Raw genomic sequence first — 24703 nt, 5'->3', positions numbered from 1 at the left:
CATGTTAGGTATTATTGGTGCAATGGAAGAAGAAGTGAATGAAATTCTTGCGTTGATGAAAGTTGAAAAAGAATACCAAGAATGTAATTATCATTTTTATGAAGGATTCTTAGGAAAAAAAGAAGTTGTTGTCGTGCAGGGTGGTATTGGTAAAGTCAATGCAGCTATTTCAGCCACTCTTTTATTAAAGAACTTTGATATTGATCATGTAATCAATGTTGGTTCTGCCGGTGGACTTGATTTAAAAGAAAATGTTGGTGACGTCATCATTAGTGAAAAGGTTGTTCATCATGATGTAGATGTCACTGCTTTTGGACGTCCTTACGGACAGATTCCTGATATGCCGCTTTACTATGAAGCAGATCCTGCTCTTATATCTTATGCAAAAGAAATATTTGAACATAATGGCTTAACTGTATACAGTGGTCTTATTGTATCTGGTGATCAGTTTGTTGCAAGAAAAGACCAGGTAGATGCAATTAAAGAACACTTCCCTGATGCATTATGCTCAGAAATGGAAGCTGCAACAGTAGCTCAGGTATGTACAGTCTTTAATAAACCATTTATTATTGCACGTGGATTAAGTGATATTTTTGATAAAGGCAGCAGTTCTATCCAGTTTGATCAGTATCTTAAGGAAGCTGCAAAGTCATCAGCACATATGTGCTATGATCTAGCTCAGAAGCTCATATAAATGAATAGAATTGAATTATTGGCCCCTGCAGGTGATTTTGAGTCTCTGCAGGGCGCTATTGCGAATGGCGCTAATGCGATTTATCTTGGAACAACTGCCTTTTCAGCACGTGCCTTTGCAAAGAATTTCAGCTTAGAAGAACTCAATCAAGCTGTACAATATGCTCATTTAAGAAATGTTAGAATATTTGTGACTGTTAATACATTATATCAAGATGATGAAATGAAGGATGTTTTATCATTAATTGATAGTTTATACGATTTACAGATTGATGCATTACTTATCCAGGATATCGGCTTATTAAAGCTTGTACATGAAAGATATCCAGATATGGAACTTCATACTTCTACTCAGATGAGTGTCATGTCACTAGAAGCATTACGCTATTTTGAAGAATTAGGCGTCAAGAGAGTTGTTCTTGCAAGAGAAAATACAATTGATGAAATCAAATACATCTGTTCTCATACAGATTTAGAGATTGAAGTATTTGCGCACGGTGCCTTATGTGTAGGCTATTCTGGACAATGTTTGATGTCTAGTATGATTGGTAGAAGAAGCGGTAATAGAGGGGCCTGTGCACAACCATGTCGTTTACCTTATAGTTTGGAAGAAGATGGAAAAATCATTAATACAAGCTATTTAATGTCTACTATGGATCTTTGTACCTCTGATCATATTAATGAGTATATTGAAGCAGGTGTAGCTTCTTTAAAAATAGAAGGGCGTATGAAACGTCCTGAATATGTCGCTGCAGTCACTCAAGTGTATTCTAAAGCTATTAAGCATTATTATGATGGTACACCTAATTATACAAAAGAGAACTTCAATGATATGAAACAGATGTTTAATCGTCATTATACATCTGGTTATCCATTTAAAGACAACAAGATTGTAGATGAGACTTTTTCAGGCAATCAAGGTGTTTTTCTAGGTTATGTCAAAGGATATGACTATCGTAGTAAACGCGTCTCTATTGCCCTAAAAAACGATTTAACACAAGGGGATTCTATTGTTTTTACTGAAATAGATAAAGGAAGACCTGTCAATAAGATCTATTATCAGAATAAACTGATTAATAAAGCAGAAGCAGGAATGAATGTCCAGATTGAATTTGATGATGTAGTAAAGAGTGGTACTGTTAATAAGACAATTAGTGTAGATACTATTAACCGCATGCAGAAGACATATCAGAAAGAGAAGAAATATCGCATGATTGATATGTATTTTAAAGCATCTCTTAATAAGCCATGTTCTCTTATCGTAAAGTGTGATGGAGAAGAGATTACTGTAGTTAGTGAACAGATTATTGAAGCCGCCTCTAAACGTGCAGCAACTAAAGAGAATATTACTGACCATTTAAATAAGCTGGGGCATACTGTATATGAAGCAAATTCTATTGATGTTTCTTTAGATGATGCATTATTTATACCTATCACTATTGTCAATAATATGCGTCGTGAGGCACTTTCTAAGCTCGATGAATTATTTGCCTTTAAGAAGTTACATAAAGCTCCTATAAAGGAATTTCAGCCTCTTAAAGTTATTCCACAGGTTGTATCAGAATATCATGTAGTAGTTTCTAATATAAAACAGTTAGAAATTGCTCTTAAATATTATGATCATGTTTATTATTACTATGATGACCATTTAAAAGAAGCATTATCTTGCTTTAATGAATATGGTAAAGTACCTAATCTTTATCTGCCTCGTATTATGCATGATAAAGATATAGATGAAGTCATTCACAATCCGTTATTGAAAGAATTCAATACCCTTATTGTCAATGACTTTGGTAGTTATAGATTATTAAAAGATCATCCTCTTATTATTGGTCAAGGATTTAATATTTATAACCATTATGATGCTTATGCATTTAAAGAACCTGTTATTGCATCATTTGAATGTACAAGAAAACAGATCAGACAGATGAAGGATTACAATGCAGATCTTATTTTACCTATTTATGGTAAAACTGAGAATATGATTAGTGAACACTGTGTTATTTCACAATCTTATTTCCATAAAAAAGTGCCTCATTGTGGTATGTGTAAAAAGCATAGTTATAAGATTGTAGATAGAAAAGGAATATCTTTTGATATTTTTACAGACTCATCATGTCGTAATCATATTCTTCATAATGAGCCGATCTATGTTGAAAATCATCAATCTATGAACATTTCATATTTTATTATGATAACTACAGAAACAGAAAATGAGACTGTAACCGTTTTAGAAGACATCAAAAAACGTACTTCTAAAGGGAAAAAAAGTAATTTAAAACAGTCTTATGTAATAGGATATTTCAAATAACATTTTAGATAAAATCTATATTTTTCATAATTCCTAAATTGCCACCACAATTTTTTTGTGTTATAATAAACCACAGATAGAAATGGGGAGGTAAACTTTATGGCATTAGATATGGATCTCGCTAAACGTCTAAAAACTTATAGAACTTTTAAAAACCTTACACAAAAAGAGGTAGCCGCACATCTTAATGTACCTCATTCTGCAATTTCAGATATTGAAAATGGCAAAAGAGATGTGACAGTTGGAGAATTAAAAGTTCTTTCACGCTTATATGGACGTAGTGTTGAAGAAATCATGAGTGGTAAGAAATATGACTACTATAATATTGCGAATATTGCACGATTATTATCTGAGTTACCAGATGAAGATCTTAAAGAAGTCATGTTCATCATTGAATATAAGAGAAAAAGATTAGAAGAAAAATAGTTTTAAAGGGAGATAGTGTACTATCTCCCTTTATTTCATATTCTTTACAAGCTTCTTAAATTCTTTTAGTAACTGCATACCTTCATCAAGTACTTCCTGATTACAAATATGATGATCTAGATTATCATAAAAAATAATATTAAAAGGTTGAGTATCAACAATTGCATAAGTCCCATAACCATAACTTCCACGATTGATCATAGCACTGCCTGGATTCACAAAAGTAATACCTTCATGAACCTGAATAGTAGGGACATGTGTATGTCCATGAAAGCATATATGACATTTATTTTCTTTACATGCTTCTATTAGTTCATCATAGCCACTATAAACGTGATAATCATTACCATGCGTCACAAATATATCTTCATAGACTACATAGTGAGGAAAAACCTCTTCATCATGATTTCCATGTACAACTATATTATAATCCTTAAGTAATGGATCATTAGGAAGTAATGATGAATCCCCACAATGTACCAATAAATCCACTTTATTTTTCCATCTTTTTGTAATATCATCCAATATATCGTTATACATATGCGAATCACTTACAACTAGTATTCTCATTTTAACCACCTCAAAAATATTATAAATTAAATTTATAGCCTTTTGAATATCCTTTTTTCTATTATGCCGAAAAAAACTTTTGGGTAAGTGTTTACATCATGTCTAAAAATTAGTATAATTAGCATATAGAAATTAGAAAAGGAGTAATGACAATGAAAACAATTTTATTAGTATGTTCTGCAGGTATGTCTACTAGCTTATTAGTAACTAAAATGGAAGCTGCAGCTAAGGAACAGGGAGTAGAAGCAAAGATCTTTGCTTTACCATTCTCTGATGCACCTAGAGTATTAGAAGAAGTTGACTGCATCTTACTTGGCCCACAGGTTAGATTCCAGAAGGCTGCAATCGAAAAGTTAGCTGCTTCAAGAAAAGCTGGTGCTATCCCTGTTGACGTTATCGATATGAGAGATTACGGAACAATGAACGGTAAGGCTGTTCTTGCTACTGCTCTTAAATTATTAGGTGAATAACATAAACACATAAAAGAGAAGGAGATATTCCTTCTCTTTTTTATTTCAAATATTATGTACAATTAAAATTACTTTTAAAGGCTATTATTTAGTCTAAGCATATTTTTTACACTTTTTATTTATCTTTTTACTTAGTTTTGCTATAATGTTTAAAAATTTATGAAAACGGAGGATTCGACTGTGAAAAAAGGGATTATTACTGTAGTTGGAAAGGACCAGGTAGGTATTATTGCAAAGGTATGTACTTATCTTGCTGAAAATGATGTGAATATTTTAGACATCTCTCAGACTATTGTACAAGGCTATTTCAATATGATGATGATTGTTAATCATGATGCTTCTACTAAACCTTTTAATGACTTATCAGATGAACTTGCTGCTTTAGGTCAGGAAATTGGTGTTGATATTAAAATTCAGCATGAAGAAATTTTTAATATGATGCATAGATTATAAGGAGATGTGGAGATGATTAATCAATTCGAAGTTATTGAAACAAACAAAATGATTGAAGAGGAAAATCTTGATGTAAGAACAATCACAATCGGTATTAGCTTATTTGAATGTATTGATTCTTCATTAGATGTTCTTTGTGACAATATTTACAACAAAATCATGTCTACTGCAAGAAATCTTGTACCAGTAGGACAGTCTATTGAAAAGAAATATGGTATTCCTATTGTGAATAAGCGTATCTCTGTTACGCCTATTGCAACAATCGGATCTTCAGCCTGCAAGAAGCCAGAAGACTATGTACAAATTGCCAAGACATTGGATAAATGTGCCAAAGAACTTGGTATCAACTTCATTGGTGGTTACACTGCTATCGTTTCTAAGGGTATGACCAAGGCAGAACGTATGCTTATTGAGTCTATTCCACAAGCTATGAAGGAAACTGAATTTGTATGTTCAAGTGTTAATGTTGGTTCTACTAAGACAGGTATTAACATGGATGCTGTCGCATTACTTGGACAGATTGTGAAAAAGACTGCATATGCAACTAAAGAAATTGAATCTATCGGTTGTGCTAAGCTTGTTATTTTCTGTAATGCCCCAGATGATAACCCATTTATGGCTGGTGCCTTCCATGGTATAAGTGAAACTGATGCTATTATTAATGTTGGTGTTAGTGGACCTGGTGTTATGCATAAAGCGATTAAAAATGCGAAAGGTAAAGACTTTGGTGAACTTTGCGAAATCATCAAGAAAACAGCATTTAAGATCACTCGTGTTGGTCAGTTAGTTGCTTTAGAAGCTTCTGAAGCATTAGGTATTCCATTTGGTATTATTGACTTATCTTTAGCACCTACACCAGCTATTGGTGACTCAATCGCAGACTGCTTACAGAGCATGGGTCTTGAAAGAGTAGGGGCTCCAGGTACAACTGCTGCACTTGCAATCTTAAATGACCAGGTTAAGAAGGGTGGCGTTATGGCATCTTCTTATGTAGGTGGCCTTTCAGGTGCCTTTATTCCAGTGAGTGAAGACCAGGGGATGATTGATGCCGTCAATGCAGGATCTTTAACTTTAGAAAAGCTAGAAGCAATGACTTGTGTATGTTCAGTAGGCCTAGATATGATTGCAATTCCTGGTGAAACAAAAGCTGAAACAATCTCTGGTATTATTGCAGATGAAATGGCTATCGGTATGATCAACCAGAAAACAACTGCTGTTAGACTTATTCCAGTTATTGGTAAGGATGTAGGAGATACAGTTGAATTCGGTGGATTATTAGGCTATGCTCCAATCATGCCAGTTAATTCATTCTCATGTGATGAATTCGTTAATCGTGGTGGACGTATTCCAGCACCTATCCATAGTTTCAAGAACTAATGAAAGAAGGTTTTATCCGTGTATTTAAATGATTTAACAGTATATTATCAGCTTACTGATGATGAAGATGTACTTTTCCTTTTAAAGAATGTTGACAAGCTAGATAACAAAGTTATTGAACATGATTTTATTGCGAAATTCCTACAGGTGGCTGAAAAATATGATCTTCATGATAACCTTATGCAGAGTCTTCTTACACATTTGCTTGCTATGCATGAAAATGCATTTTCACTCTCATTAGAACGTGTAGCAGACGTGAATGACACATTAAAGGCACTTGTTATGAGAGATCTTACTTATTTCTTTGATCTTTTTCATTCATCATTTGATGATTTAGAAGGATTAAACAGAGAAATTTTTTTCCACTTCTCTCATTCTAAACCAATTATCAACAAAGAGATTTATGAAGTCTTTAGCAAATTACAAATTAATCTTGCAAAAAGCACATCAGTTGAAGATTTTTATAACATCCTCTATAATCATTATCACAAGTATGGTGTTGGTAAATACGGTTTAAATAAGGCTTTTAGATATGTAGATGGAAATATCGTTTCTATTAATCATATAGAAGATAACACACTTGAACAGCTCATTGGCTATGAACGTCAAAAAGATCGTTTAATTGCAAATACAGAAGCATTCATCAAAGGTAAGAAAGCAAACAATGTCTTATTGTATGGTGATAATGGAACTGGTAAATCATCAAGTATTAAAGCTATTTTAAATCGTTATTATAAAGATGGTTTAAGAATGGTTGAAGTGTATAAGCATCAATTCATTCATCTTCCAGAAATCATTGGAGAATTACAGAATCGTAACTATAAGTTCATTATCTTTATGGATGATCTCTCTTTTGAAGAATATGAAACAGAATATAAGTACCTAAAAGCAGTGATTGAAGGTGGATTAGAGAAAAAGCCTGATAATGTACTTATTTACGCTACAAGTAATCGTAGACATCTGATCAAGGAAACTTGGAGTGAAAGAGATGATTCTGAAATCAATGTGAACGATGCAAAACAGGAAAAGTTATCACTTGTTGCCCGTTTTGGTGTTCAGATTCTTTATGTTCATCCAGATAAGCAGCACTATCTTGATATAGTGGATGGACTTGCAGATCAGTATCACCTAAATATTGATCGTGACGAACTCCATCGTTTAGCTATGGAATGGGAATTAAGAAACGGAGGCTATTCTGGGCGTGTAGCTAAACAATTTATACATATGATGCTTGGAAAATAAGATGAAACCCTTAAAATTATCTGATTTAAATATTATATTACCTTTTCTGGATAAAGCAGATTACGAAGGTTATAACTCAAATTTTGTTACAATGATGATGTGGAATCATGAATATCATATTGAATATGAAATTCATGACCACTTCTGCATCATGCTTCATAACTATAAAGGTCATCGCTTTTTTGCGATGCCTTTTGCGTCTCATGAATACTACAAAGAAGCTATTGAATATATGATTGACTATGCAAAAGAACATCAATTTCCTTTTATGATTGATTGTGCAGTTCCTTCTTTTGTAGAGAAATTAAAAAAGGTATGCCCTGGAAAGTTTGTTTATGAGCATACAAGAGATTTAGATGATTATGTCTATGATAAAGAGAAATTAATTACTTTATCGGGTAAAAAGATGCAGAAAATGAGAAATAACTATCATAACTTCATCTCACAATATCCTGATTATGAATATCGTACACTTAATGCGGATGAGGATATGCCAATGATTTTTACTGATCTTCTCAAATGGGAAAGGGGAGAAAATGAACAGAGTGAATCTTTAACATCTGAAGTGTATGGTATTATGTATCTTCTCTCTACGCAGGATCAGCTGCCAATTAAGATTGGTGGTATATTCATCAATGACGAATTAAAAGCATTTATGATTGGCTCTCCTTTAAAACATGAAACAATACAAATTCATATTGAAAAGGCAGATAAAACAATCAGAGGACTTTATGTCACTTTAAGAAAAGAATTCTTAGAACACGAATGTGCTGATTTTAAATATGTGAATAGAGAAGAAGATATGGGAATAGAAAATCTTCGTATCTCTAAGGAGCGTATGCATCCCTGTAAGATGGTCGAAAAGAGCCGTATCTATATCAATGATGCCATTGTTGAACAGGCGAATGATGAAGACATAGAAGACATTAAAGAAATCTGGATGGACCGCTTTGAAGATGAAGATGAAATCTCTACTGAATTTTACTTTAAATATCGATTCAAGATAGAAAATACTTATGTAATCCGCTTCAAGAATCAAATCATTTCTGCATTACAGATTGTTCCTTTTAAAGTAAAAGATTACGAAGACAGCTATTTTATTCTAGGTGTGTCTACTAGAAGAGATTATGAAGGACAGGGATTCATGAAATTATTAATGAATCATGTGTTAGAAGTTTATAAAGGCAAGCGTATTTATCTTCAAGCTTATCATCCTGAAATCTATGTGCCTTTTGGCTTTAAAGAATCTCATAGACATATTCTTTATAAACTTGACAAAGCAAAATATGCGCTTCCTAGTAGTATATGCCTATCACAGGATATAAATCATCTCCATGATGCATATAATCTCTATGTGAGAGATTTTAGCCATTATTTAATACGTGATGAAGACTATTTCAACAACTATTTAAGAAAAAGATGTGCTGCATTTAACGATTCTATCTTAACATTTAAAAATGAGTATGGACAACAGGGATATATGATTTATAATGATAGGGGGAAGTTTGTCTATATTTCAGAATTTATATACAATAAAGAATATTTAGATGACATCCTCAAAACAATTTCTGTTTATTTCTATAAAGACATTCGCATCGAAACAGATTGCATGGCGTCTATTCATGGTGAAAAAACAGATATGATCACAATGATGTGTAATCAGGAGGATAATACACCTCTTGAGAAGCGCTATATCAATGAAATCTATTAAACAGGGAGGCTATTATGATCAAGAATTATGATGAATTACATGAAGAGTGTGGAGTGGTTGCTATATGGGGAGATGACAATGCTGCTCAATTAACATATTATGGTCTACATTCTTTACAACATCGTGGACAGGAGGCTGCAGGTATTGTTGTCCGCAATAATAAAAGAAAGCTAAACATCCATAAGGGTGAAGGCTTAGTCAGTGAAGTATTCGATAAAGAAAAGATTAAAAAATTATCTGGTAATGCAGCTATTGGACATGTCCGCTATTCAACTGCAGGTGGGGGAGGAATCATGAATGTTCAGCCATTCTTATTCCGTACTCTCGATGGTATGATGGGTATTGCCCATAATGGTAATATTGTAAATGCTAACTCATTAAAGAAGGAACTTGAAGAAAATGGATCAATCTTTAATTCAACAAGTGATACAGAGGTTCTTGGTCATTTAATTAAGAGAGAAACAGGACGATTTGTAGATCGTATCTGTAAATCATTAGAAAAAATTGATGGAGCATTCGCATTTGTTATTCTTGTAGAGGATGCTCTATATGTTGCAAGAGATAGATATGGTTTAAGACCATTATCTATGGGTAGACTTCCAAGTGGAGGTTATATGTTCTCGTCTGAAACATGTGCTTTAGATATTGCTGGAGCAGAGTTTGTAAGAGATGTAGAACCAGGTGAAATTATCCGTGTTAAAGATGGTATTATTAAATCTAAGAAGTATACTGAAACATTACCAATCTGCAATAAGCTTTGTGCAATGGAATACATTTACTTCTCTAGACCTGATAGTAATCTAGATGGCATTAATGTTCATACAGCACGTAAGACTTGTGGTAAGACTTTATTTGAAGAAGCACCCGTTGAAGCAGATTTAGTAATTGGTGTACCTGATAGTTCTATTTCAGCTGCCATTGGTTATTCTGAAGCATCTGGTATTCCTTATGAAATGGGGCTCATCAAGAATAAATATGTAGGTAGAACATTTATTCAGCCAACACAGGAAATGCGTGAACGTGGTGTAAGAATGAAGCTTTCTGCGGTTTCTTCAATCGTTAAAGGTAAGAGAGTTATCATGATTGATGACTCAATCGTAAGAGGTACAACTTCTAAGCGTATTGTAAAATTATTAAAAGAAGCAGGAGCTACAGAAGTGCATGTAAGAATTGCTTCTCCAGCCATTAAGTTCCCATGTTTCTATGGTGTAGATATTTCTACTTTGGAAGAATTAATCTCACATCGTATGAATGTAGAAGAACTATGTCAATTCATTGAAGCTGATTCTTTAGCATTTATTTCAATGGAAGGATTAAAGAAATCTGTTAAGCATGATATTGATGGCAACTGTGATTTATGTATGTCTTGCTTTAGTGGTAATTATGTCACTAAGTTATATGATTCTATCGATCGTGCAAATAAAGACGAAAAATAGCACTACAAAACTCCCTTTATTGGGAGTTTCTTTCTTATATATATTACTTCGCATAATATGTATTATGTAATTTTTTAGTTATATCTGTTACATTTGAATTGTAAATTGAGTGTGCTATAATAAGAGTAAATAATTAGAGTATCAAAGGAGGATCTCCATTATGAAAAAGACTACAACTGCAGCAACTAAGAAAACAACTACTCAGACTGCTGCTGAAGCAAAGAAAGAAACTACAGCTAAAAAGACTACTACAGTGAAAGCTGCTGAACCTAAAAAAACTACAGTTAAAAAGACTACAGCAAAGGCATCTGAGCCTAAGAAAGCCACAGTTAAGAAAACAACTGTAGCAAAAAAAGAGACAGCACCAAAGAAAACTACTAAGGCTAAAACTACTTATAAGCCTGTCAAAATGAATATTCAGGTGCAATATAACTACCACGATGTATCTTTAACTGAAATTGAGGATATGGTTGTAAACCATCTTGTAGACGCTGGTTATAAAAAGACTTCAATTTTAACTTTGGATATCTATTATAAAGCTGAAACAAGTGAAGTGTTCTATATCGCAAAGACTAAAGATAAGGAAACTATCAAAAACGAAGAACCTTTATATATTTAATAAATGGCTCCCCTTTTTATTGGAAGGGGAGTTTTTTAATGACTTCCCTCCTCTATTAAAAAAAGAAGCAATAAAGCTTCTTTTCTATATGAGCAGTTTACCTATAAATAGTGCTTCTAATAATATGTTTATAATTATCAGATAAATAAATACTACCCTCTTATATTTTTTATAATTTTTGAATAATGATACAGCTGCACAAATGACTAGCAAAGATGCCATTACCAAATATATAGTTTCAATAATTATATTACCTTTTGCTAGTGTCATACCAAATACATAAAGTATGACAGCCATCAGGCTTGCTGCAAGAGATACAATGATTACTTTCTTCTGGTTTTCCATTAAGCATCCCTTTCAAGTTCTTTTAGTAGAGATTTTCCAATACCAGGATTTTCTACATTAAAGTTATCAGCAATAGTAGCACCAATCACAGCATAGCTTTCTAACAATCCAAGATTTTTTGGTTCATGAAGTGATTTGCTGTAAATAAGTAGTGGAACATGTTCTCTTGTATGATCAGTTCCTTTCCATGTAGGATCATTACCATGATCTGCTGTAATCATGATTAAATCATCATCATTGACCACAGCCATTAAATCAGATAATTGCGCATCGAATTCTTCAATAGCATCTCCATAGCCAATCGCATTTCTACGATGTCCATAAACTGCATCAAAGTCTACAAGATTCACAAAGATAAGTCCATGATGTTCTTTTTCTGCAAGTTCAATTGTTTTTTCCATACCATCTTTATTAGATACTGTATGAATGCCTTCAGTAATACCTTCATTTACGAAGATATCAGGAATCTTACCAACACCTACAACATCAAGTCCTGCATCCTTTAAACTATTAAGTACTGTTTTTCCAAATGGCTTTAATGCATAGTCATGTCTATTAGGTGTACGTTTAAATTCACCTTTTTTACGTCCAATAAAAGGTCTTGCTATAACACGTCCAACTTTCCATCTTTCATCCATGAGTAGTTCTCTTGCAATATGACATGCATCGTATAATTCTTCCAATGGAATAATATCTTCATTGGCTGCAATCTGGAATACAGAATCGGCTGATGTATAAACAATCCAGTCTCCTGTTTCTAACTGCTTTTCTCCAAGATCATCTAAAATTTTAGTACCACTTTCAGCATAGTTTCCTAAGCATTTTCTGCCTGTCTTTTCTTCAAAAATTTTGATAAACTCTTCTGGGAAGCCAGTATCTGTAAATGTTTTAAAAGGCTGAGTGACTTTAAGACCCATCATTTCCCAATGTCCTGTCATAGTATCCTTACCGTTAGATACTTCCTTTAGCGTAGCAGTTGTACCTAGAGGATGAGAAATTGGATGAATACCTTTAAAATCACCTAAGTTACCTAAACCTAATCCTTCCATATTAATAATATTCAGACCGTTTTTTGCTTCACAAATATGACCAATTGTATTAGCGCCTTCATCACCGAATAAAGCAGCATCTTCAGCATTTCCAATACCCATTGAATCACATACAATCACAAATATTCTTTTGTATAATTCCTTACTCATCTTTTTTCCTCCTTACATTGCCTGGATGATATTTATTATAGTCATCCAGTATCTGCTTATGTTTAACATGTGTATATATTGTTGTTGTAGAAATATCCTGATGTCCAAGCATTACCTGGATAGATCTTAAATCACAATGGTTTTCCAACAAAGTAGTCGCAAATGTATGTCTCAACATATGTGGTGTAAAATGATTTCTCACCCCTGCTTCTATTACAAGTTTTTGGAGAATGTTATAAAAATTTTCTCTTGTCATACGACGACCATCATTCATCATAAAAAGCCACTGATTATTCTTTTTATTAAAGAAAGAACGGTCATTTTGCATATAGCTATAAACATAAGAACATGTTTCCTCATCTAATGGAATTAATCGTTCTTTGTTTCCTTTTCCTACGACACTAACATTAGAAACAGAGTGATTGATATCATTAATTTCCAGATGAACAAGTTCGCTTATTCTCATACCTGTATTAATAAGAAGAAGCATCATTGCCTTATTTCTTTTGCCTGCTGGATTACTATCATCGATACTATTAATAACTTTGATGATTTCTTCTAGACTTAATACCTTAGGAAGTTTTTTATCTGTTTTTGGCAGATCATATTGCGTCATGATATCCTGCATACCTCTCGTCCTAGATAAAAATTCATTGTACTGCCTTAAAGAAGCGATTTTTCTTCTTATAGAAGTAACCTTATATCCATCATCCTTTAATTCACAGAAATAAGCGTCTATATGAGACAAATCAAACTTTTTTATATCATAATCGATATATTCATAAAAAGCCCTTATATCCCTTATATAACCCTGTACAGTATTCTCACTCAAGCCTCTCTCAAATAATAAATAGCTTTTAAAATCTTTTAAATCATATTCTTGCACGTGCTACACCTCTCATTTATTATAACAATTTTTCTTAACTGTTTCCATCATGACGCTTACTATCTGGACGATAGTCTTTGGCCTTGATTAGATGTGCACTTGTCATTTTATTAATATTTTCAATAAGACTATCTATAGGATCTGTCTTATTATTCTTTGTATCAAATATATTCATCTGCTGAATAATAGAATCTTTTCTTTTCACATTATTCAATGTTACACCGATGAGTCTTAATGGTTCATGAGTGTAATGCTTAGTAAAAAGCATCATGACATAACTATATATCTTTTCATAATCATTAATATAATCCTGTACCAGCATTTGTCTTGTCACACTGTGAAAACGCGTGTATTTTAATGTGATTACAATGCAATTAGAATACATATCATGTTTTGAAGCACGCTCAGAAACCGTTAAACAAACTTTTTTAAATTCTTCTTTTAAACTGTCTTCGTCACTTATATCACTCTCAAAAGTTGTAGAGTGCCCAATTGATTTCATATCAGTATCTTCATAAATAACAGGCGAAAGATCCCTGCCATTCGCACGATTGTAATAAATTAGTGTATTCTTTCCTAAAAATTGTCTTATAGTCTGATAATTATCATAATTGGCAATATCTCCAATTGTCTTGATTCCTGCTTCTTCTAGTTTAGGTGCTGTCTTTTTTCCAATGCCATACATATCCCCTACTTTAACAGGCCAAAGAACTTCTTTAAGATTCTTTTGGGTGATAATAGTAATTCCTAAAGGTTTCTTCATATCAGAAGCCATTTTAGAAAGAAACTTATTAGGAGAAATGCCAATAGAGCAAGGAAGAGATAAGGCAGATAAAATCCTATCCTGAATTTCCTTAGCGACAACATAAGGCTGTGCATGCGTCACTGTAAAATAATCACTCATATCTACATAACATTCATCAATACTCGCTATCTCGACTTTTTTACTGTAAGTATACACAATATCGAAAAATTTCTGGGATAGTTCATGATAAAGATTAAAATGCGGTTCTACCACAATTAAATCAGAACATTTCTCTTTAGCCATAAATAAAGGCATTGCAGAACTAATACCAAATTGTCTTGCTTCATAAGAAGCAGTAGATACAACACTTCTTTTAGAGTTATGACATATGACAATGGGCTTTCCTCTTAATTCTGGATGCTGTGAAATTTCACAATTGGCATAAAAAGCATTCATATCAATATGAAATATAATACGCATACTCATCCTCCTGAAAAAAGAGCATATAAGTTATATGCTCATCCTTGTAATAGCCTTTTAGCATTTTCAATCGCTTCTGGAGTAATCACATCTCCTGAAAGCATCTTTGCAATTTCTTCTATTCTTTCATCTTCATTTAATACTGCAAGTGATGAATAAGTCTCTTCATCCTGTGTTAGTTTCTTGATTGCATAATGATGATCAGCATGAATAGCCACCTGTGGTAAATGAGTGATACATAATACCTGATTGTTTAAGGCTATAGAATGCATTTTCTGACCAATTGCATCCGCAACTTTACCGCTTACTCCAGTATCAATTTCATCAAATACAAGAGTATTGATATCTGTCTTAGACATTGTAATTGTCTTAATCGCAAGCATTAAACGAGATATTTCACCACCACTTGCAGTTTCATTTAATGGCGTAAATGCCTGTCCTTTATTCATAGAAACCACAAATGTAATATCGTCTTTTCCCATATCATTAAGGTTGCATTCTTGAATGTCCACCTTTAACTTTGCATTTGGTAAATACAAATCCTGTAATTCTTTTTCTAATGCATCAACAAATATAATTCCCTGTTCATTTCTTAATGCAGTCAGCTTTTCCGCAATCATATAAGCGTCCTGATAAGCATGCTCTTTCTGATCATTCAAATCTGCAAGAACATCTTCACGATTAAGTGAGGCATCTAGCTTTTCTTTTAAATCTGCCTGAGCCTGATAGATATCATCACATGAATAGCCATATTTTCTTTGTAGACGATGAATTGTGAATAATTCTTCCTGTAATTCATTAAAGCGATATTCATCAAAATCAATTGAATCATATGCTGTTTCAATACGATCTACAATATCCTGCATACTATAATACTCATTATAGAATTCATCATACAATGAAGAAAATGTTTCATTATCACTCATATGACCAAGAGCACTTAATGCATCATTAATTCGACTTAATGCACCCTGACGCTCTGACATAGCTTCATTAAAAGCAGTCATATAGCCATGCATAGATTCATAATTCTTCATCATCCTGAGTTCATCTTCAAGACTATCAATGATTTCATCTGTGTACTCAAAATCTTTTAGTTCATCATATTGCTTCTGATAATATTCTATTCTTTCATCACTTAAATCTTCCTGTTCAAGTTTCTTGATTTTCTGTGATATTTTCTTATATTCAAAGTAATGCTTTTGATATTCAGCCAAAAGTGCACCATCCTGATGATTCATAAATGACTGCAATATCTTTAAATGATTTTTTACATTAAAAATTTCCTGCGTCTGGTATTGAGAATGAATATCTAATAAGCAGGGCGCAATCTGCTTTAAAGCACTGTTGGTAACAGTACGATAATTGATTTTAATTGTTGAACGTCCATTATCCATTATTTCTTTTGTAACAATTAAATCATCATCACTTTCTATATTGAGTTTATCCAAGATGAGACCAATATGATCATTCATATCAAACACACCTTCAATAACTGCTTTCTTAGCACCTTTCCTTACAAGTGAAGAAGATGCTCTTGCGCCACATAGCTGTTCAAGTGCATTGATAATAATAGATTTACCTGCACCTGTTTCCCCAGTCAAGGCTGTCATGCCTTCTTCAAAGTCTACTTGTGTTTGATCAATAATGACAAAAGAAGAGATAAAAAGACTTTTCAACATTTAAAATCACCTGCTTTCATTAAAGTGTTTATGTGCTTCTGTGACAACATCATCAATACAATAATCGCTATTTTCTTGATGATCGTTCACAAAATAGCCAAGGAATTCAATATTACCTTCCCCTCCAGTTATTGGAGAGAATGTCAAACCTTTTAAAGAAAAACCATTATCATTTGCATAGCCGATAACTTCTTTAATGACTCTTTTATGGACCTTGGGATCCTTTACAATACCATGTTTTCCAACATCATCTTTTCCTGCTTCAAACTGAGGCTTGATTAAAGAAACAATCACACCATCTGGTGCAATCACGTTCTTTAATGCATTGAACATATGTCTTAAAGAAATAAAAGAAACATCAATAGAGGCAAATGTAGGCATACCATATTTGAAATCTTCTAACTGTGCATAACGGAAATTATACTGCTCCATTACTTCTACACGTTCATCATTACGAAGTTTCCATACTAACTGATTCGTTCCTACATCAACTGCATAAACCTTTTGAGCACCATGCTGTAAAGCACAATCTGTAAAACCGCCCGTAGAAGATCCAATATCAATCATAATGACATCTGTAAGATCTAAATGATAAAGATCAATGGCTTTTTCAAGCTTTAAACCACCACGAGATACATATCTTAACTTTTCACCCTTAACAAAAAGTTTTGTATCAACCGGAATCTTTGTTCCTGGTTTATCAATATAATCATTTTCATCTCTTACAATGCCTGCCATAATAGCTCTTTGTGCCTGATTTCTAGACTCAAATAAGCCCTTCTGGACACATAAAATATCAATTCTTTCTTTTTTCATGTTCTATTTCCTCAATTTTATTTTTCAAATCATTCAACGAAATATGTTCCTTTTTATATAAGGACTCGTTATCTCCAAAAGTGACATAATGATCATCAATACCAATAAATGACATATCAACATTAATATGATTTTTTTCATAATATAAACTCATAATACTGCCTAAAGAACCATTCATAAGATCAGTTTCATAAACAATAATTGGTTTATCACTCATTCTTTCCAACATATCTTTATCTATTGGTTTGATGAATCTTGCATTAATAATATTAATAGGAAGATGATCAGTCTCAGCCATCTTTAAAACAGCTAGTACATTATCACCATAAGTAACAACATTTATAGCCGCATCTTCCATTTCTTTAATAAGTTCCCATTGACCTACTTTTATAGTCTCATCAGTATGTTGATGTGTATCGATAACTTTGTTTTTTGAATAACGCATCACATATGGATGGTCTTTATTTTGATATGCAGTATTAATCATTTTTTGTGCTTCTTCTTCATCTTTAGGTGCCATAATAATAACACCTGGAATAGGTGCAATAAGACCAATATCAAAAACACCATGATGTGTTGCACCATCTCCACCTACTAAGCCTGCGCGATCAATACCAATAAGGCATGGAAGATTCATTCTAGCAATATCATGATTAAGCTGATCATATGCACGCTGAAAAAAAGAAGAATAAACACTTAAGAATGGGAATTCTTTTCCCTGAGAAAGACCTGCTGCAAGAGTCATCGCATGTTCTTCTGCAATACCAACATCGAACGAACGATCTGGATAATTTTTAAAGATTCTCTGTAAACAGCTGCCTGTAATCATAGCTGGAGTAATTACACATATATCATCATGCTTATTCATCAAGTATTCTACATGATCACTCACCGATTGACTCCATGAATGTTTTTCTTGATCTAAGACAGGATGAATACCTTTAACTATATCAAAAGCTCCAACACTGTGATAAATACCTGAGCGATCCTTTTCTGCAGGCTCATAGCCTTTTCCTTTCTTTGTTAGAACATGAAGGACAACACTATGATCTAAGTTCTTTACTGTTTCCAAAGCACGTATCAACTCTTCTATATTATGCCCATCAACAGGACCTATATAATCTAAATCAAACTGAGAAAATGGTGTATCCTGTAAGATTTTTCTTTTTACTTTATCTTTTACTCGCTTTGTCACATCAAATATTTTCTGCCCAAAAGCAGATTGTGAAAGTATTTCAGTATAATTACTTTTTGCCTGATTATACTTATATGACATTCTTACATCTGATAAGAAGTTTGACAACCCCCCTACATTGCGAGAAATAGACATATTGTTATCATTCAATATAACAATGACCTTAGTATCAATTCCACCAAGAAAATTCAAGGCTTCTAGAGATTCACCACTCATTAATGCAGCATCTCCAATAATGCTAATTACTTCAAAGTTTTCTTTTTTAAGATCACGCGCAATAGCTAAACCTGTCGCACCAGATATAGTAGTAGAAGAATGTCCTGCTTCCCAAGGATCATGAATACTTTCATGACGATTCTGGAAGCCACACATTCCACCATATTTCTTTAGTTTATTAAACATAGGTGCACGACCAGTCAAGATTTTATGAACATAAGCCTGATGTCCCACATCAAAAAGGAATTTATCCTTTGGCGAATCAAATACATAATGAAGGGCAACAGTAAGTTCTACTATACCTAAATTACTGGAAAAGTGGCCTCCTGTTTTAGAAATATTTTCGATTAGAAAATCCCTTATATCCTGTGATAACTGATTTAGTTCGTCAATATTCAATTGTTTCAAGAATCGAGGATTCTCAATCTTCTTAATTTCCATTTAATTCACTCTTTTCATAATAATCTGGAATAATTCAATCATCAATCCATGATTAAGTTGTAAATCATAAACATCAGCCAAACATTCTTCAAATAATTCTTCTACACGTTTTTGAGATGTTTCTAAACCAATCAATGATACATATGTAGACTTATGATTTTCAATATCACTGCCCACTTTCTTACCTAATGTTTCAGTTGTACTTGTCACATCTAAAATATCATCCTGAATCTGAAATGCTAGACCTAGCTTAAAGCCGATGTTTTCTAACTTATCAGCATCTTCTTTTTTCGCAATTAATCCTGCAATCTTCATAGGAACTGAAATAAGGGCACCTGTCTTATCGTGATGGATAGCCTGTAATTCATCAAGTGTTACTGTATGTGTTTCATAATACATATCCTGCTGCTGACCGTAAATCATACCACCTAGTCCAGAAGCATTATATAAAGTACGTAATACTTCCACTTTAAGTGCATCGTCAAGATTCATTCTAATGATCACATTCATTGATTCATTTAATAAGGCATCACCTGCTAAAATCGCAGTTGCTTCATCAAATTGTTTGTGACATGTTGGTTTCCCACGTCTTAAATCATCGTTGTCCATTCCAGGAAGATCATCATGAATTAAAGAATATGTATGAATCATTTCAATAGCACATGCAATATCAAGATATTCATGATAATCGACACTATATGCACGTAATGTCTGAATAAATAAAAGAGGTCTTAATCTTTTACCACCTGCCATCACAGAATATATCATGGCTTCCTTTACTAATCCTGGACGATATGAAGATAAGATTTCTTTTAATCTCTCATTTACTTCTTCAATAATTTTATTCATCATCATCACCTAGATAATCTTTTAATTGATTTTCCTCAAATATTTTAGTTACTTCCTGATCAATATCTTTTAACTTCTGATCACAAAAAGCAGCAAGTGACACACCTTCCTTGTAAAGGTCAAGGCTTTCATCTAAAGATGCTTCATTGTTTTCTAATAAATCAATAATCTCATCAAGACGTGTCATTGCTTCTTCATATGTCTTTTCTGCCATCAATATCACCTACTTCACTATTGCTTCTTTTTCACCATCCACATAAACAAGTGTGACTGTATCATTATGTGATAATTCTTTTACACTTTTAATGACATGATCATCTTTTTTAGAGATAATATAACCTCTCTGCATTGTTTTTAGAGGACTAAGTAAATCAAGTTTTTCAACTGAATAAATAAAAGAAGTCTTTTTATTTTTCAAATAATTTATAAACTGAGATTCCAGTAACTCTTGGTTATTACTAATACTTTTTCTCTCAATCAATTGTTTCTGTTTCATCAACGTATTGAGTTGAATTAGTTTTTTGTGCATTTCGTAACGAGATTGCTGTTTAATTCTAATTTTAAAGTTGTTTAGTTTTAATTGAATATTATCTAATTTCATGAATTTCGTTTCGAATATTCTAGAAGGATCAGTAAAAACATAAGATTGCTGATACTTTTCTAATTTCTGTCTTTCCAGATAAATAGTTTTTCTCATCACATTTGATAATCTAACTATTTTATTCTCGAGATGATTCAACAGATCTTTTTGTGAAGGAACTGCAGCCACTGCCGCAGCTGTAGGAGTAGGTGCACGTAAATCACTGACATAATCTACCAGCGTATAATCTGTTTCATGTCCTACACCAGTAATAATAGGTGTCTTCAAATCATAAATACAACGTGCCAAAGCCTCTTCATTAAAGTTCCATAAATCTTCAATAGAACCGCCACCTCTTACAAGAAGAATTGTAGAGTAGCCCATCTCATCCACTTTTTTTAATGTATCAACAATCACCTGATAAGCATCTCTTCCTTGAACAGGAACTGGATAAATATCTCTTGCCACTAAAGGATAACGCTGATGAAGTGTGCGTAACACATCCTGCAAAGCAGCTCCTTGTTTGGCTGAAAGAATAGCCAGACGTTCAGGCATAGATGGAATTTCTTTCTTATGTATAGCATTAAAGAGGCCTTCTCTTTCCAAGGCCTGCTTTAACTCATTAAAACGAAGATAGAGATTTCCTAAGCCATCTTCCTGCATACTTCTGACATAAAGCTGATATCTTCCTGCTCTTTCAAATACAGAAACCTGCGCTGTAATAAATACCTTCATTCCATCTTTTAATCTAAACTTTAAATAACGTGCCTGCGATGCAAACATAATTGCACTAATTGATGATTCCGTTTGATCATCCTTTAGAGTAAAGTACATATGACCTGAAGGATGTGGACGATAATTAGATATCTCGCCACGAATATATACATTCTGAAGCTGCATGTCATTATCTAGTTTTGCTTTAATATAGCGATTTAAAGCATGTACGCTTACGTATTGTCTTTCCATTATTCAATTGCAGTTAAAACACCATTAATGAATTTATAAGAATCTTCATCACAATACTGTTTTGCATTGATAACAGCTTCATTAATAACAATGCTCTTATCTAATTCTGATTCTAGTAACTCACATGTTGCCACAAGAAGAATAGCCTGTTCCATCTTATTTAAACGTTCAAAAGACCATCCTTTTTTTAATTTAGTATTTAATAAAGCTTCATAAGAACCTTTGTTTTCCATAACTGTATCAATCAACCAGTAACAGAACTGTTCTGCTGATCTACCTTCAATTAATGCTTCATCAGCATGAACATATTCTTTAAGTTCTTCTTTAGATGCATCAACTGTTAACCATTGGTATACTGCAATTACAGCTTTTTCTCTAGCGATTTGTCTAATTGTTTTTTCCATTATTAAAGGACCTCCATAATACTCACTTATTTTAACACATCGACTCTTTTTATAAAAGATTTTGCATCTCTTTGCCTGTTCAAAAAAATAAAAGCAAGTCAGACTTGCTTTTAGAAATCAATAGCTTCTACTACAACATCAACACTCTTAACTGTTACAGCAGCCATTTCTTTAATTCCAGAAGCAATCTTCTTCTGTAATTCTTTTGTCTTAGCTGTAATATTTGTACCATATTTAATACGAACATGAACTGTGATATAAACTTCATTATCTTTAATAGTGCAGTTTACAAGATTCTTTGTACCTGTAACAGAAAAACCTTTTGAAGTATCAAGCTTAATATCCTTATCTTCAGCAGCAACCTGCTTAGTAATAATATCAAAAACCTGAACACTCATCATAATATCACCATTAATTGGGCTTCCCTTATATGTATAATATTCATTACGTGCCATAAAATTACCTCTTCTTTCTTTACCTTATATTCTATAAGAAAACAGGGACAATTACAAGTGTTGATATAATAACACCATGTGAACTTCCCCGACTTTCACTTTGCTTAGAAGTCTAAGCTTCCTGCTTCAACCACCGCTGCCTGGCAGGTAACCTTACGGCAGCAGCTGAAGGTCTTCGCAAACATAATTTTCTGATCAGCGTTTGGATACAGTCTGTACCTTATTGCTTTGTTTGCTATCCTTACCTCCCTGGGATTGTATGTACTGCTGGATGATTTCTACCGCTATACCACCTGTAGTCAATAGACAGAAGCTGGGTGACCAGAACATCTCCTTCCAGAGGGATTTGCGTATCTCTGGAAACTCCTTCTTGATGAGCCTGCTGCTTGCAGATTTATAAGCGTTGATGAACTTGCTTATCTCTGAATTAGGCTGTCCTCGAAAAAGAATATGAACATGGTCGGCATCGTGATTCCATTCATCCAATGAGATATTATATTTGATAGACAAATCTCAAACATCTCCCTGAGACGATTTGAGATCACATCATCTATCACCTTATTACGATGTTTAGTGCACATTATAAGCTGATAATTCAGCAAGAACACTGAATGATTATTATTATCTAATTTCATAGTATTTATGCCCTTTTTTTGATTTATATCTGATTACATGTATATTATACTGCTACCAGATAATAAAGGCAAAACAAACGCCGTGTTTACCGCAATTCATCCCGCCTCCTATAAGATAGGGGAATTCTTGCTCACGGCGTGTTAAAAAAGGAAGAGATTAAGCTCTTCCTGAATATTTTCCTTCAACTGTATTAACAACAACAACTTCGCCTTCTTCAATAAATAGAGGCACTTTAATCTGATAACCTGTTTCAATAGTAGCAAACTTAGTTGCACCTGTTGCAGTATCACCTTTAACTGCTGCTTCAGTTTCAATAACCTTAAATGGTACATTGACTGGTAAAGCAACACCAAGGATTTCACCTTCATAGCTTGTTACTTCTACATTATCAGAAGGTTTCATGAAATTGATTTCCCATTCCAAACGATCTGCAGGAATTTCAACCTGGTCATATGTTTCATTATCCATAAATACTAACATACCACCATTGTCATATAAATACTGCATCTTGTTCTTTTCTACCTGAGCCTTCTTTACCTTTGCGTTACTACCAAATGTCATTTCGGTAGTAGTTCCTGTTCTCATATTTTTCATTTTAACACGAATGTTAGCTGCAGCACGTGCTGTCTTGTTGTGGCTATAATCTAAACAAACATATAGATTGCCATCATATTCAAATGTTACTCCTGGTCTTAAATCAGTTGCATTAATCATAACTTTACTTCATCCTTTCTAATCGGACATCATTATAGCAAAATTCCTCTATAAAGTAAAGTATCCTTGCATTAATGCCCATATGTACACGCATGCATATCTAAACTATCCATATTTATTTTTGCCTGCATTGTATAATGATATGACTTCGTTGTGATCTCACAATCAATAATATAGTCAGTTCCATCATCATCTACATTATAGCTAATTACACTATCTTCCATTTCAAAAGTATCCCCTAATAAAATATCCTGATCAATAGTATAACGCCAATAACGCCTTAACAATATTTCTATACGCCTCTGCTGATTCATCATTTTTTGATAACGTGTTAATTCATATTGTCTTGTCATCAGCGCGCAATAGCTAAAGAGACTAGTAAATAATATGAGAAAAATGACTAATACTACCTGTAATACACTTCCTCTATTCTTCGACATAAGTTTCCTGCTTTCTATACAAATCACAAATCATATATGTATATTTCTGGTTTTTTCTTGTAACTGTCATATACATATAGTCATCCTTCTCAAAAAATAGTACATCATCTATATCGGTAATAAGGATTTCATAGCCAGGTGTTTTCACCAGTCTTCTTTTTTCAAAAATGATTGTATTTTCTTCACCTTTATCATCATAATAGCCAATATCTTCACTATATGTCTTGATTTTAGATACAAGAAGATAATCTGCAAGTTGTTTCGCACCTACTGCAATATCCTGATTGTTATTGACTACAGGCACTCTTAACAAGCGCACAAGAGAAGGGACATTCATCACAATCAG

27 protein-coding genes and 1 pseudogene are annotated in these 24703 nt (G+C 33.2%); 10 read left to right on the top strand and 18 right to left on the bottom strand.

What is annotated here, in order from left to right; genetic code table 11:
• Position 1: 1 nt before the first annotated feature.
• The 3 genes from B2S90_RS02430 to B2S90_RS02420 all read left to right on the top strand — a co-directional run bounded on the left by B2S90_RS02430 (position 2) and on the right by B2S90_RS02420 (position 3430).
• Positions 2-694, top strand: a complete 693-nt coding sequence (locus tag B2S90_RS02430) for a 5'-methylthioadenosine/adenosylhomocysteine nucleosidase (protein WP_055234228.1) — start codon at positions 2-4, stop codon at positions 692-694.
• Positions 695-3004 carry a U32 family peptidase gene (locus B2S90_RS02425; RefSeq protein WP_286696496.1) on the top strand — a complete coding sequence of 770 codons (2310 nt, stop codon included), beginning with the start codon at positions 695-697 and terminating at the stop codon, positions 3002-3004. It begins immediately after the preceding gene.
• Between the two features lie 99 nt (positions 3005-3103).
• Complete coding sequence (locus B2S90_RS02420; RefSeq protein WP_006506644.1) at positions 3104-3430, top strand: helix-turn-helix domain-containing protein; 327 nt, start codon at positions 3104-3106, stop codon at positions 3428-3430.
• Positions 3431-3460: 30 nt separating this feature from the next.
• Here the strand turns inward: B2S90_RS02420 and B2S90_RS02415 are convergent, their stop codons facing one another.
• The gene (locus B2S90_RS02415) at positions 3461-4000 is read right to left on the bottom strand and encodes a metallophosphoesterase family protein (protein ID WP_278779953.1); all 540 of its coding nucleotides are present in this window, start codon (positions 3998-4000) and stop codon (positions 3461-3463) included.
• Positions 4001-4152: 152 nt separating this feature from the next.
• On the opposite strand from B2S90_RS02415, the gene B2S90_RS02410 reads away from it, so the two are divergent.
• The 7 genes from B2S90_RS02410 to B2S90_RS02380 all read left to right on the top strand — a co-directional run bounded on the left by B2S90_RS02410 (position 4153) and on the right by B2S90_RS02380 (position 11308).
• The gene (locus B2S90_RS02410) at positions 4153-4470 is read left to right on the top strand and encodes a PTS sugar transporter subunit IIB (protein ID WP_055234226.1); all 318 of its coding nucleotides are present in this window, start codon (positions 4153-4155) and stop codon (positions 4468-4470) included.
• Between the two features lie 180 nt (positions 4471-4650).
• Positions 4651-4923: an ACT domain-containing protein gene (locus tag B2S90_RS02405; RefSeq protein ID WP_279147464.1), complete on the top strand. Its 273-nt coding sequence runs from the start codon at positions 4651-4653 to the stop codon at positions 4921-4923.
• A gap of 12 nt (positions 4924-4935) precedes the next feature.
• Positions 4936-6300, top strand: coding sequence for a PFL family protein (locus tag B2S90_RS02400; protein WP_055289391.1), 1365 nt, complete (start codon positions 4936-4938; stop codon positions 6298-6300).
• An 18-nt stretch (positions 6301-6318) separates the two neighbouring features.
• Positions 6319-7542 carry an ATP-binding protein gene (locus B2S90_RS02395; RefSeq protein WP_279147465.1) on the top strand — a complete coding sequence of 408 codons (1224 nt, stop codon included), beginning with the start codon at positions 6319-6321 and terminating at the stop codon, positions 7540-7542.
• Position 7543: 1 nt separating this feature from the next.
• Positions 7544-9253 carry a GNAT family N-acetyltransferase gene (locus B2S90_RS02390; RefSeq protein WP_278861093.1) on the top strand — a complete coding sequence of 570 codons (1710 nt, stop codon included), beginning with the start codon at positions 7544-7546 and terminating at the stop codon, positions 9251-9253.
• 14 nt (positions 9254-9267) lie between these two features.
• Complete coding sequence (gene purF / locus B2S90_RS02385) at positions 9268-10689, top strand: amidophosphoribosyltransferase (RefSeq protein ID WP_286696495.1); 1422 nt, start codon at positions 9268-9270, stop codon at positions 10687-10689.
• 160 nt (positions 10690-10849) lie between these two features.
• Entirely contained in the window at positions 10850-11308 is a 459-nt protein-coding gene (locus tag B2S90_RS02380; protein WP_055235143.1) for a DUF6465 family protein, read from the top strand.
• Positions 11309-11392: 84 nt separating this feature from the next.
• Here the strand turns inward: B2S90_RS02380 and B2S90_RS02375 are convergent, their stop codons facing one another.
• The 17 genes and pseudogenes from B2S90_RS02375 to B2S90_RS02300 all read right to left on the bottom strand — a co-directional run bounded on the left by B2S90_RS02375 (position 11393) and on the right by B2S90_RS02300 (position 24694).
• Complete coding sequence (locus B2S90_RS02375) at positions 11393-11653, bottom strand: hypothetical protein (protein WP_055235145.1); 261 nt, start codon at positions 11651-11653, stop codon at positions 11393-11395.
• A complete protein-coding gene (locus B2S90_RS02370; protein ID WP_279068124.1) occupies positions 11653-12852 on the bottom strand; it encodes a phosphopentomutase in 1200 nt (399 codons plus the stop codon). The genes B2S90_RS02375 and B2S90_RS02370 overlap by 1 nt, the downstream gene beginning before the upstream one ends.
• Positions 12845-13738: a site-specific tyrosine recombinase/integron integrase gene (gene xerA, locus B2S90_RS02365; RefSeq protein ID WP_055235149.1), complete on the bottom strand. Its 894-nt coding sequence runs from the start codon at positions 13736-13738 to the stop codon at positions 12845-12847. Before xerA ends, B2S90_RS02370 begins: the two co-directional genes overlap by 8 nt.
• Before the next feature lie 34 nt (positions 13739-13772).
• A complete protein-coding gene (locus B2S90_RS02360) occupies positions 13773-14963 on the bottom strand; it encodes a DNA polymerase IV (protein ID WP_278779171.1) in 1191 nt (396 codons plus the stop codon).
• Between the two features lie 38 nt (positions 14964-15001).
• A complete protein-coding gene (recN, locus tag B2S90_RS02355) occupies positions 15002-16645 on the bottom strand; it encodes a DNA repair protein RecN (RefSeq protein WP_278779169.1) in 1644 nt (547 codons plus the stop codon).
• Positions 16646-16651: 6 nt separating this feature from the next.
• Positions 16652-17461, bottom strand: a complete 810-nt coding sequence (locus B2S90_RS02350) for a TlyA family RNA methyltransferase (protein WP_055234361.1) — start codon at positions 17459-17461, stop codon at positions 16652-16654.
• Positions 17442-19313: a 1-deoxy-D-xylulose-5-phosphate synthase gene (gene dxs / locus B2S90_RS02345; protein ID WP_147556556.1), complete on the bottom strand. Its 1872-nt coding sequence runs from the start codon at positions 19311-19313 to the stop codon at positions 17442-17444. The genes B2S90_RS02350 and dxs overlap by 20 nt, the downstream gene beginning before the upstream one ends.
• Positions 19314-20162 carry a polyprenyl synthetase family protein gene (locus B2S90_RS02340; protein WP_279079016.1) on the bottom strand — a complete coding sequence of 283 codons (849 nt, stop codon included), beginning with the start codon at positions 20160-20162 and terminating at the stop codon, positions 19314-19316.
• Entirely contained in the window at positions 20155-20376 is a 222-nt protein-coding gene (gene xseB / locus B2S90_RS02335) for an exodeoxyribonuclease VII small subunit (protein ID WP_070101851.1), read from the bottom strand. Before xseB ends, B2S90_RS02340 begins: the two co-directional genes overlap by 8 nt.
• 9 nt (positions 20377-20385) lie before the next feature.
• Entirely contained in the window at positions 20386-21708 is a 1323-nt protein-coding gene (xseA, locus tag B2S90_RS02330; protein WP_278860556.1) for an exodeoxyribonuclease VII large subunit, read from the bottom strand.
• Positions 21708-22112, bottom strand: a complete 405-nt coding sequence (gene nusB / locus B2S90_RS02325) for a transcription antitermination factor NusB (RefSeq protein ID WP_055234356.1) — start codon at positions 22110-22112, stop codon at positions 21708-21710. Before nusB ends, xseA begins: the two co-directional genes overlap by 1 nt.
• Positions 22113-22222: 110 nt before the next feature.
• Positions 22223-22567 carry an Asp23/Gls24 family envelope stress response protein gene (locus B2S90_RS02320; protein WP_006506667.1) on the bottom strand — a complete coding sequence of 115 codons (345 nt, stop codon included), beginning with the start codon at positions 22565-22567 and terminating at the stop codon, positions 22223-22225.
• A 104-nt stretch (positions 22568-22671) separates the two neighbouring features.
• Positions 22672-22779 (bottom strand): helix-turn-helix domain-containing protein, encoded by a 108-nt coding sequence (locus B2S90_RS10875; RefSeq protein ID WP_376814506.1) that lies wholly within the window; start codon positions 22777-22779, stop codon positions 22672-22674.
• Positions 22763-23202 (bottom strand): annotated as a pseudogene (gene tnpA / locus B2S90_RS02315) (IS200/IS605 family transposase). The gene B2S90_RS10875 and the pseudogene tnpA overlap by 17 nt, the downstream one beginning before the upstream one ends.
• Before the next feature lie 157 nt (positions 23203-23359).
• Positions 23360-23917, bottom strand: coding sequence for an elongation factor P (gene efp / locus B2S90_RS02310; RefSeq protein ID WP_055289439.1), 558 nt, complete (start codon positions 23915-23917; stop codon positions 23360-23362).
• A 71-nt stretch (positions 23918-23988) separates the two neighbouring features.
• On the bottom strand, positions 23989-24357 hold the full coding sequence (locus tag B2S90_RS02305; protein ID WP_286696494.1) for a hypothetical protein: 369 nt from the start codon (positions 24355-24357) through the stop codon (positions 23989-23991).
• Positions 24344-24694 carry a ComGF family competence protein gene (locus B2S90_RS02300; RefSeq protein WP_286696493.1) on the bottom strand — a complete coding sequence of 117 codons (351 nt, stop codon included), beginning with the start codon at positions 24692-24694 and terminating at the stop codon, positions 24344-24346. The genes B2S90_RS02305 and B2S90_RS02300 overlap by 14 nt, the downstream gene beginning before the upstream one ends.
• Positions 24695-24703 lie beyond the last annotated feature (9 nt).

The organism is Catenibacterium sp. UBA627, from assembly GCF_002299355.1.
GTDB classification, from domain to species: Bacteria; Bacillota_I; Bacilli_A; order Erysipelotrichales; family Coprobacillaceae; genus Catenibacterium; species Catenibacterium mitsuoka.
Note: the sequence above shows the minus strand (reverse complement) of the source record. Positions and strands in the feature narration are given on the sequence as shown.

Bases quoted from the DNA above. Each gene is read 5' to 3' on its own strand.
- B2S90_RS02400 (WP_055289391.1), top strand. From the start codon at position 4,936: ATGATTAATCAATTCGAAGTTATTGAAACAAACAAAATGATTGAAGAG.
- B2S90_RS02390 (WP_278861093.1), top strand. From the start codon at position 7,544: ATGAAACCCTTAAAATTATCTGATTTAAATATTATATTACCTTTTCTG.
- recN (WP_278779169.1), bottom strand. From the start codon at position 16,645: ATGTTGAAAAGTCTTTTTATCTCTTCTTTTGTCATTATTGATCAAACA.
- B2S90_RS02350 (WP_055234361.1), bottom strand. From the start codon at position 17,461: ATGAAAAAAGAAAGAATTGATATTTTATGTGTCCAGAAGGGCTTATTT.
- purF (WP_286696495.1), top strand. From the start codon at position 9,268: ATGATCAAGAATTATGATGAATTACATGAAGAGTGTGGAGTGGTTGCT.
- B2S90_RS02420 (WP_006506644.1), top strand. From the start codon at position 3,104: ATGGCATTAGATATGGATCTCGCTAAACGTCTAAAAACTTATAGAACT.
- B2S90_RS02410 (WP_055234226.1), top strand. From the start codon at position 4,153: ATGAAAACAATTTTATTAGTATGTTCTGCAGGTATGTCTACTAGCTTA.
- B2S90_RS02425 (WP_286696496.1), top strand. From the start codon at position 695: ATGAATAGAATTGAATTATTGGCCCCTGCAGGTGATTTTGAGTCTCTG.
- dxs (WP_147556556.1), bottom strand. From the start codon at position 19,313: ATGGAAATTAAGAAGATTGAGAATCCTCGATTCTTGAAACAATTGAAT.
- B2S90_RS02430 (WP_055234228.1), top strand. From the start codon at position 2: ATGTTAGGTATTATTGGTGCAATGGAAGAAGAAGTGAATGAAATTCTT.
- xseA (WP_278860556.1), bottom strand. From the start codon at position 21,708: ATGGAAAGACAATACGTAAGCGTACATGCTTTAAATCGCTATATTAAA.
- B2S90_RS02375 (WP_055235145.1), bottom strand. From the start codon at position 11,653: ATGGAAAACCAGAAGAAAGTAATCATTGTATCTCTTGCAGCAAGCCTG.
- B2S90_RS02415 (WP_278779953.1), bottom strand. From the start codon at position 4,000: ATGAGAATACTAGTTGTAAGTGATTCGCATATGTATAACGATATATTG.
- B2S90_RS02380 (WP_055235143.1), top strand. From the start codon at position 10,850: ATGAAAAAGACTACAACTGCAGCAACTAAGAAAACAACTACTCAGACT.
- B2S90_RS02300 (WP_286696493.1), bottom strand. From the start codon at position 24,694: ATGAATGTCCCTTCTCTTGTGCGCTTGTTAAGAGTGCCTGTAGTCAAT.
- B2S90_RS02360 (WP_278779171.1), bottom strand. From the start codon at position 14,963: ATGCGTATTATATTTCATATTGATATGAATGCTTTTTATGCCAATTGT.
- xseB (WP_070101851.1), bottom strand. From the start codon at position 20,376: ATGGCAGAAAAGACATATGAAGAAGCAATGACACGTCTTGATGAGATT.
- B2S90_RS02305 (WP_286696494.1), bottom strand. From the start codon at position 24,357: ATGTCGAAGAATAGAGGAAGTGTATTACAGGTAGTATTAGTCATTTTT.
- B2S90_RS02340 (WP_279079016.1), bottom strand. From the start codon at position 20,162: ATGAATAAAATTATTGAAGAAGTAAATGAGAGATTAAAAGAAATCTTA.
- B2S90_RS02320 (WP_006506667.1), bottom strand. From the start codon at position 22,567: ATGGCACGTAATGAATATTATACATATAAGGGAAGCCCAATTAATGGT.
- nusB (WP_055234356.1), bottom strand. From the start codon at position 22,112: ATGGAAAAAACAATTAGACAAATCGCTAGAGAAAAAGCTGTAATTGCA.
- B2S90_RS02370 (WP_279068124.1), bottom strand. From the start codon at position 12,852: ATGAGTAAGGAATTATACAAAAGAATATTTGTGATTGTATGTGATTCA.
- efp (WP_055289439.1), bottom strand. From the start codon at position 23,917: ATGATTAATGCAACTGATTTAAGACCAGGAGTAACATTTGAATATGAT.